This window comes from Nocardiopsis chromatogenes YIM 90109 (assembly GCF_000341185.1).
Taxonomy (GTDB): Bacteria; Actinomycetota; Actinomycetes; order Streptosporangiales; family Streptosporangiaceae; genus Nocardiopsis_A; species Nocardiopsis_A chromatogenes.
In genome coordinates this window covers 1-8,541 of sequence record NZ_ANBH01000269.1, presented here as the reverse complement: position 1 = coordinate 8,541, position 8,541 = coordinate 1, and the positions used below count along the sequence as shown (strand labels likewise).

Below are 8,541 nucleotides of genomic sequence, written 5' to 3'. Positions count from 1 at the left end.
CTACGCCCTTGAGGACCTGCCCGTGGGGACCGCCTACGCGGCGTGGGTCGGCATCGGGACGGTGGGTGTGGCCGTCGTCGGCATGGCGGCTCTGGGCGAGCCCGTCTCGCGGGGGCGAGTGGCCGGGTTGGCGGCCGTCGTCGCGGGGGTGGCGGGGCTGAACCTCGTCGGAGGGTGACGGGGACAGGCAGCGCGCCAGGTCACGTGGGGCCCACGGTGGGGTGGGCCCCACGGTGTCCACTCCCCGGGTTCGCGGAAATCCCCATTCGGGTACCGGAATCGCCAGCCCCACGGCAGAATCGGCGATTCCGGCTCCCTGAAGGAGGGCGATGTTCGACCCCGCGCTCAAGCTGGGCACCACCGTCGTGAAGACCGCGCTGAAGCTGTGGATGGGCGACGTCCCCTTCGCGGCCGATGTCGGGGCCACCGCCACCGACCTGCTCGGCAAGCGCGTCACCGACGCCATGGACCGGCGCAAGCTCCAGCGCCGGTTCGACGACTTCGGCGACACCATCGCCCAGCGGGTGATCGACCAGCTCGGGCAGGAGTTCTCCGGGCTGCCCGACAATGAGCGCGAGGCGGCCGTCCTGGCCGTCACCGGCGCGTTCGAGCGTGCGGAACTGACCGACGGGTCCCTGTTCGACCAGGACCTCGACGCCCTCCACCTCGAACTCCGGATCCGCCAGGCGAGCCCGCAGGCGACACGCGACCTGAGCGAGGCGGCGACCGGCGTCTACGACCGGCTGCTCCCCGAGTGCTGCGCCTACGCGATCGCGACCACCACGTCGCTGCCGACGTTCAATGCCGACGCGTTCACCGAGCTGCTGCGGCGGGACACGCTGATCCTGGAGCGGCTGGACCAGATCCTCCGCCACCTGCCGACCCCCTCGGCGTCCGACGGCGAGGGGAAGGAGGCCCAGTTCGCGACGGCTTTCCGGCGCAAGGCGGCTGAGCGGTGGGACCGGTTGGAGCTGTTCGGCACGAACACGCAGACGCGCACCTACCCGCTGAGCCTCGCCTACCTGAGCCTGAACGTCACGCTTCCGGAGTACGCGTGGAAACCGGACGAGGGACGTCATGAGTGGGGCCAGGACAAGCGCAGTACGGGGCTTCAATCCGCCGAGGCCGCGCTGGCAGGGAACCCTCGCGTCTTCCTTCGCGGCGCGGCCGGTTCGGGGAAGACCACACTGCTCCACTGGATCGCGGTCCGGGCCAGTCGCGGTGACTTCCCCCCGGCGCTCGCCGACTGGAACGGGCTGATCCCGTTCTTCCTTCCGCTTCGGCGCTACGTCGGCGAACGCCTGCCCGAGCATGATGAGTTCATCCGCCCGACCGGGAGCTATCTCCAGAAGGAGGCGCCCGACGGCTGGGTGGAGCGCCTGCTTGAGGAGGGCCGCGCACTTCTCCTCATCGACGGTGTCGATGAACTGCCGAAGGACGAGCGGGAGGCCGCCCGGCGGTGGCTCCGAGCGCTGCTCGACGAGTTCCCCAGGTGCCGGTACGTGGTGACCTCGCGCCCGGCCGCCGTCAGTGAGGGATGGCTGTCCCACCAGGACTTTGCCAGTGCCGAGGTGCAGCCACTCCGCGACGAGGACGTACGTGCCTTCATCACGTACTGGCACCGGGCTGTGCGCAGTGAGGTGGTGGACGAGGATGAGCAAGTCCGCCTTGAGCGGTATGAGTCGGAGCTGACCGCCAAGGTGCTCGGCCAGCGCCACCTGCGCAACATCGCCTCCACTCCCCTGCTGTGTGCGCTGCTGTGCGCCTTGTACCGGGACCGGAGGACGGCTCTCCCCAGAGACCGGATCGAGGTGTATCAGGCCGCGCTAGCGATGCTCCTGACCGACCGCGACGAGCAGCGCGGCATTCCGGCCGACGGACCGGACATGTCGTTGACGGAGAAGACGCAGCTTCTCCAGGAGTTGGCGAAGTGGCTGATTCTGAACGGGAGTTCGGATGCCCCGAAGGATACGGCCCAGCGGCAGATCGGGCGGTTGCTGGCGATCATGCACCGAGTGGACGGGGACGCCGAAGAGGTCTTCGACCACTTGATGCTCCGCAGCGGGGTGCTGACGAGCCCGGCGGTGGACCGGGTGGCATTCGTGCACCGGACGTTCGAGGAGTATCTGGCGGCGCGAGCGCTCGTGGAGGAGGACAGCCTGCCGCTGCTGATCAAGCATGCGCACGACGACCAGTGGCATGAGGTCGTGGTGATGGCGGCCGGTCATGCGGGCCAACGTCAGCGGGAGGAGCTGATCCGCGGCCTGCTGGAGCGTGCGGACCGGGTGAAGAAGCACCACGACCGCCTGCAGATCGTGGCACTGGCCTGTCTGGCAACCTCGACGTCCTTGTCCGCCGAACTACGCTCCGACATCGAGCGCAGAGTGCGCTCCCTCTTGCCACCACGTACGGATGCCCAGGTCAAGGCCATCATTACTGCCGGCGAGGTGGCCATACCGTTCCTCGAAGAGGCCAGGGCCCTCGATGCCCGATCGGCCACAGCCACGATACGCGCCGCCGCCGGTATCGCGGCCGAGGAGAGCAGCTCGATCATCGCGAACGCCTTTCAGTCGCTCAAACCCACTTCAATGATGGTCGCGAGCGTCCTTGACGCCTGGGAGGCCAATCCGACACGCAGGTTCGCAGAGCTCGTCCTCCCCCACTACCCCATGGACGCGATGTACTTGTTCTCGACACCGGGAGACAAGTTGGACATTGTGGCACCGAACGCCTCTCATTTGAAGGCGATCCTCGTCAACGGGAACCAGGAAACCGACCTCGGACACCTCCGGCGAATGGACAATTTGGTGCAACTCGTCCTCGCCTCGGATAAAATTCCCTGGAAGATCGACCTGAACCCCGTAGGAGATTGCCTCGGACAGTTCAAAAGCATATCCACCACCGGAAGAGCAACTTTGGCCGACGCATCGCCACTGCACCGGCACCCCCTTCAGCATCTCTGCCTCAGCGCCCCAGAACACACCGACAACCTGGAAGTCCTGAAGGAAAGTCCCGAGTTGAGCTCGCTAGTACTGGAAGGAGACCTTCCGCGCCTTCCGGTCAGCGACGTCGCGCCACCCCACCTGAACAGCCTGACCATACGGAGCAACAAAGAGATCAGCAGCATCAAACACTTCATCAACCTTGACGGGGTGGAAGTTGAACGCTTGCGCTTCTTTCACACTCCGAACTTGCGCACGATCCTCGGAATCGAGGATCTAGGGATCCCCTTGAGGGAGTTTCAGATGTACGGCCCAATATCGACCGGAAGCGTCGACCTAACTCCACTGACACATATTGCGACACTCCGGAACGTCAACCTGGGATTCAGCATCCTCCAACAGAACAAAGGACCGCTGACTTCGATCCACCAGCTGAACGAACTCATCATCCACGTCGATATTCGCCAGCGGAAACCCATTCTATTTCCTCACTGGCTGAAGAACATCCCTCATTTGCGGCGGATCAGAGTGACGGGAAACCAACCATTGGACCTATCACTCATCAGCGGCATCGAGAACGTGACACTCGAACTACCGCACCGCTCCTTTAAAAAAACGATCGGCGCGGACAAGCTCGGGCCGGGAAGCGCGGCCGTGTGCACCCCCCGGCCCAAGTACTGATCCGTCACACGCTCACGGCATCTGCCCGACCGCCGTCGCCGTGCCCCACAGGACCAGCACCGCGAACGCCACGTTCACCGCCGGCATGATCCACGAGTACCAGCGCGCCGGGGCCGCACCGGGCCCGCTCGTCGCCCGCCACCCGAACCCGGCCGCGACCAGCGACGCCGCCACCAGGCCTCCGCCCAGCGCCCACACCGCCGGGGGCACCGTCCCCCAGTCCCCGAGGATCAGCGCCCACGCCCAGGCCGCCACCGACACCGCCAGCTCTGCGACCGTGTTCACCCGCGCCAGCGGCGCCCGCAGGAGCCTGCCCCGCGCGATCCGCACCAGGGTGATCAGCGGGACCAGCACGGCCAGGAACAACCCGACCGCGGCGCCCCAGTAGGCGAGGACCCCGCCCCCGCCATCGTCCGCGAAGGGCGTGGAGTCCATCCCCAGCAGCGCGAAGCCGATCCGCTCGGCGGGCGCCTCCGCCGAGTTCGCCATCACGACCACCGACCGCCCGTCGTCGGTGTGCGCGGCGAACGTCGTCGTTCCACTCGTGGCGCCGTTGTGCCAGGCCACCTCGGTTCCGTCGATGTTCCACAGCACCCACGCCAAACCGGAGCGCGCGTCGAACTCCTCCTCACCGGGAAGGCCCTCGCCCTCCCGCGGCTCGTGCGTCAGCTCGGTGGCCGGGTCCCCGGCGTCCTGCCCTGCGGCCAAGAGCCGGTTCAGGTCCTCCGGCGTGCTCCACGTCCCGAGCCCCGAGGGCGCGTAGTGGCCCCCCGACCACAGCACCGCCGGGGCCGACGCCATCCGGTACGGCGGCGCCGCGTTCTCCGGAGGCCCGCCGCCGGGGCCGGCCACCACCGTCGCGTCCATGCCCAGGGGCTCCAGCACCCGCTCGTTCAGGGCGGTGCGGTAGTCCGACCCTGCGGCCTCACCCAGCGCTTCGCCGAGCAGGGCGAACCCGAAGTTCGAGTAGGCGATCGGCGAGTCCGGGGCCACCCCGGCGCCGTCCATCGACGACGCCGCCTGGAGCGGGTCGCCCGCCGCCCGGTACGGGTCGACCTTGAAGAACCGGGTCGGCAGCAGCGACCAGGTGAGTCCCGCGTCCAATCCGATGGGAAGGCGCGGCAGCCCCGAGGTGTGCGTGGCAAGGCTCTCCAGTGTGGTGTCGGCGACGGCCTGGTCCGCGAAGTCCACGTCCGGCCAGATCTCGCCGAGGGTGGTGTCCAGCTCGACGTCGCCGTCCTCCACCATCTGCGCGAGCAGCCGGGCGGTGACCACCTTCTGCAGGGACCCGGTCTCGAACCGCGTCCCCTCCCCCACCTGCTCGTTGCCGTCTCGGGTCCCGAGCTGCGCGGCGCGCGCCCGTCCATCCTCCTCCAGCAGGACCGACACCCCGACCGCCGACCCGCGCGGCAGTTCGGCCAGCACCGCCTCGGCGATCTCTCGGTCCCCGGAGACGTTCCGCTCCACCGGCGGCGTCACCGGGAACACGAGGTAGGCGCCGATGGCCGCGGCCACACCGACCGCGGCGGCGACGGCCCCCGCCTTCCGGGGACCGGTCATCCCCGGCGCCCGACCGGCGCCCTCCGCCCGACCGCCGTGTGCCGCGTGTTCCGTCTCCGTCCACTGCATCGCAGCCTCCGTCCTGCGCGGTCAGCGCCGCGCGGCCATCAGCACCGTGAGGAGCGGCACGATGCGCTCGGGCGGCACCCGGTAGCGCCCGCGCCCGGCCGAGCGCAGCCACCCGTCGGAGGTGAGCCGGCGCAGGTGGTGGTAGAGCTGGCCGGTCGTCCCGAGCTCGGGGTCCTCTTTCAGGGCGGCGGTGTCGCCGACCCCCGACAGCACCCGCTGCAGCAGGGTGAGCCGGACCGGGTGCCCGAGTGCCTCGATGGAGGAGGCGATGTCGGTCCAGTCGGACTGGAGCAGTTCCGTCGCCTCGGCCGCCATCTGCCACTCGTAGTTCTCACCGGTGGGCAGCGGCACCTGGCCGGTGAACAGCACAGCGCCGCGCTCGGGGTCGGCCATCTCCTTGAGACGGTTCAGGGCCCAGAAGACCTCGCCGCCCGGCACCGCGCCCGACCCGCCGCCGGGCCGCTCCTCGGCGTCCGGTTCCGCTCCCTCCGCCCCTTCCGGCTCCTCGGCGCCGTGCTCCGCGGCCTGCTCCAGCCGCCGGACCCGCCCCTCCAGCTCGGCGAGCCGCTCCTCGATGTGCTCTTCGCGGTTCTCCACACGTTCGATATTACGCACTTACGTAATTACGTACAAGGCGAGGCGTGCGTCGCCCATCGACGCGGCACCCGCACACAGCGGCGACCCGCCGCCGACCGGCGGCGTGCGAGGCGGCGGTCGGCGACAAAAGCGGGCCGCCCTTCCGGCAGCCCGGCGGCCGTGGTGCGCGTGCGTGGTCACCGTGCTTGGCGGCGACGGCAGAGCTGGTGCCCCACTTATGGCCCGTGGGGCACCTGCTGTGCCGCCGCCCGCCCGGGCCGCGAGGAACCCGCTACCCGGCAGGCAGGGCCGGGGAACCGCCCCGCTTGCTCCGTCGCCGCCCATCACAGCGACCACGCACACTCCGTGCAATCGTCAGCGGTGCCGCAACGTCCGCCGACTTCTTCTCGTCGCCGCCCTCCCGCCCCTCGCCCTGGTGGCCCGCAGGCCCTCACGCCTCCTCAGCGCCCGTAGCATCCACGGCGCCCCGCCGCGCCAGCAGCCCCTCCACGACCTCGCCCACCAGGCGCTCGACCTCCGAGCGCGCCCCGCGCTCCTTGGCCTCCAGGTGGCCCGACAGCGCGAAGGCCATCAGCCCGTGCACCGTCGACCAGGTCAGCAGCGCCAGGTCCGCCGGGTCGCCCTGCCGGATCACGCCTTCGCGCTGCCCCCGCTCCAGCATTCCGGCGCACATCTCGAACACCGACAGCGCCGCCGCGTGCAGCGGCCCGCCTTCCTCCCCCTCGGCCCGCTTCTGGGCGAGCACCCACTCACCGAACATCAGCCGGTAGTGCTCGGGGTGCTCGGAGGCGAAGTCGATGTAGGCCAACAGCACGGCACGCATCACCGACGGCGTGTCTTCGGCGCCCCGGGCCGTGGTGCGCATACGGTCGCCCAAGTCCCGGAAGGCCCGCTCGGCGACGGCGCGCAGCAGGGCGTCCTTGTCGGCGAAGTGGCGGTAGGGGGCGGTCCGCGAGACCCCGACCCGCGCGCCCACTCCGCGCAGCGTGACCGCACCGGGGCCGCCCTCGCCGAGCAGGTCCCAGGCGGCGCGGATGAGCCGCTCTCGGGTATCGGGCGACCGACCAGGAATCACGCGAAAACCGTAGGAGATGGCGTTGACAACGTCAACTCATCCTCCTATGTTGACGGCGTCAACTCAGTCTCTCCGGGGAGCAACGCCTTGGACACCACAGTCAACGGCGCGCACACCACCCTCCACCCCGCCCCCGACGACGCCGCGGCCGAGACCCTCCGCGAGGAGCTCGGCCTGACGGGGGCCAAGGTCGCCTGCGGCCAAGGGGTGTGCGGGGCCTGCACCGTCCTCGTCGACGGCGCCCCCACCGCCTCCTGCCTGCTGCCCTCCACCGCGCTGGAGGGCCGCTCGGTCACCACCGTCGAGGGCCTGGAGGGGCGCCACCCCGTACAGCGCGCCTTCGCCGCCCACGACGCCCTGCAGTGCGGCTACTGCACGCCCGGCTTCGTCGTCGAGGCCGCCGCCTTCCACGACCGGTGGCGGGCCGAGCACGGGGCCGCCGAACCCGACCGCGGCGACATCGCCGACGCCCTCTCCGGCCACCTGTGCCGGTGCGGGGCCTACGAGGGGATCTTCGCGGCCGTCGCATCCGCGTGCGCCGGACGCTTCGACGAGGACGCCCCCTCCCCCGGTGCCCGCGACGAGGACCTCGACGGGGCCCGCACCGACGCCGCCGACAAGGTCGCCGGCCGCGCCCGCTACACCACCGACGTCTACCCCGAGGGGTGCTGGGAGGCGGTGGTGGTGCGCTCGGACCGGGCCCACGCCCGGGTGGAGCGCATCGACGCCGGCGGGGCGGTCCACGTCGACCTGCTGCCCGACGACCGGACCGTGCGNGTGCGCCCCCGGGCCCAGCCGGTGGCGGCGGTCGCCGCCCCCACCCGCGCCGAAGCGCGCGAGGCCGCCGCGCGGGTGCGCGTCGACTACCGGGACCGCCCGGCCACCGTCGACACCGGCTCGGCCGCCGCCCCCGGGTCGCCCCTGGTCTACTCCGACAAGCAGGAGCGGTCGGCCGCGCCCTCCAGCAACGAGGGCGGGATGCTCCCCGCGCCGTGGCGGGGCAACCGGCGGGGGCCGTCGAGCCTCGGGTTCCGCCGCGGCACCGCCGTCAAGCGCCTCAACGACGCCCACGCGCGCGGCGACCGGCTGCTGTTCTCGGCCGAGTTCAGCACCGCGGTGCAGGTGCACACGCCTTTGGAGCCGCATGCCTGCGTCGCCCGCTGGGAGGGCGGCGACCTGTACCTGCACGTGTCCACCCAGTACGTGCGCGGGGTGGCCCGGGAGGCGGCCGAGCGCTGGGACCTGGCCCCCGAGCGGGTGCACGTGCGCGCCGAGCACGTCGGCGGCGGGTTCGGCTCCAAGTCGGCGCTGAGCACCGAGTCCATCGCCGCGGTGGAGCTGTCCCGCCTGGCCGGTGCGCCGGTCCGCCTGGTCTTCGACCGCTCGGAGGAGCTGACCGACGCCGGGAACCGGCCGGGCACCCGCACCCGTCTGGCGATGCTCGCCGACGAGAAGGGCGACCTGTCGGCCCTGTCCATCGACACCTGGGGCGACGGCGGGGTGTCCATCGGTTCGGCCGTGGCCGCGCACGGCATGCTGATCTACGGCCGCTCCCCGCGCCGCCTGCGCGACTACGACGTGGTCACCAACCGCCCGCCGGGCCTGCCCTTCCGCGGC

Annotated in this window: 6 protein-coding genes; 3 read left to right on the top strand and 3 right to left on the bottom strand. The window is 70.9% G+C overall.

Annotated features, from left to right (window positions below):
* Nucleotides 1-16: 16 nt before the first annotated feature.
* On the top strand, nucleotides 17-178 hold the full coding sequence (locus tag D476_RS34430; RefSeq protein WP_275041570.1) for a DMT family transporter: 162 nt from the start codon (nucleotides 17-19) through the stop codon (nucleotides 176-178).
* 151 nt (nucleotides 179-329) lie between these two features.
* Nucleotides 330-3,623, top strand: a complete 3,294-nt coding sequence (locus tag D476_RS0124710) for an NACHT domain-containing protein (protein ID WP_017626601.1) — start codon at nucleotides 330-332, stop codon at nucleotides 3,621-3,623.
* A gap of 12 nt (nucleotides 3,624-3,635) precedes the next feature.
* Here the strand turns inward: D476_RS0124710 and D476_RS0124705 are convergent, their stop codons facing one another.
* The 3 genes from D476_RS0124705 to D476_RS34425 all read right to left on the bottom strand — a co-directional run bounded on the left by D476_RS0124705 (nucleotide 3,636) and on the right by D476_RS34425 (nucleotide 6,924).
* A complete protein-coding gene (locus tag D476_RS0124705) occupies nucleotides 3,636-5,183 on the bottom strand; it encodes a serine hydrolase domain-containing protein (protein ID WP_017626600.1) in 1,548 nt (515 codons plus the stop codon).
* Between the two features lie 90 nt (nucleotides 5,184-5,273).
* On the bottom strand, nucleotides 5,274-5,849 hold the full coding sequence (locus D476_RS0124700; protein ID WP_017626599.1) for a helix-turn-helix domain-containing protein: 576 nt from the start codon (nucleotides 5,847-5,849) through the stop codon (nucleotides 5,274-5,276).
* A 430-nt stretch (nucleotides 5,850-6,279) separates the two neighbouring features.
* Nucleotides 6,280-6,924, bottom strand: coding sequence for a TetR/AcrR family transcriptional regulator (locus D476_RS34425; protein WP_017626598.1), 645 nt, complete (start codon nucleotides 6,922-6,924; stop codon nucleotides 6,280-6,282).
* An 87-nt stretch (nucleotides 6,925-7,011) separates the two neighbouring features.
* Between D476_RS34425 and D476_RS0124690 the strand changes: the two genes are divergently transcribed.
* Nucleotides 7,012-8,541: molybdopterin cofactor-binding domain-containing protein (locus D476_RS0124690; protein ID WP_017626597.1), on the top strand; the 1,530-nt coding region annotated here is incomplete at its 3' end.

Bases quoted from the DNA above. Each gene is read 5' to 3' on its own strand.
- D476_RS0124710 (WP_017626601.1), top strand. From the start codon at position 330: ATGTTCGACCCCGCGCTCAAGCTGGGCACCACCGTCGTGAAGACCGCG.
- D476_RS0124705 (WP_017626600.1), bottom strand. From the start codon at position 5,183: ATGACCGGTCCCCGGAAGGCGGGGGCCGTCGCCGCCGCGGTCGGTGTG.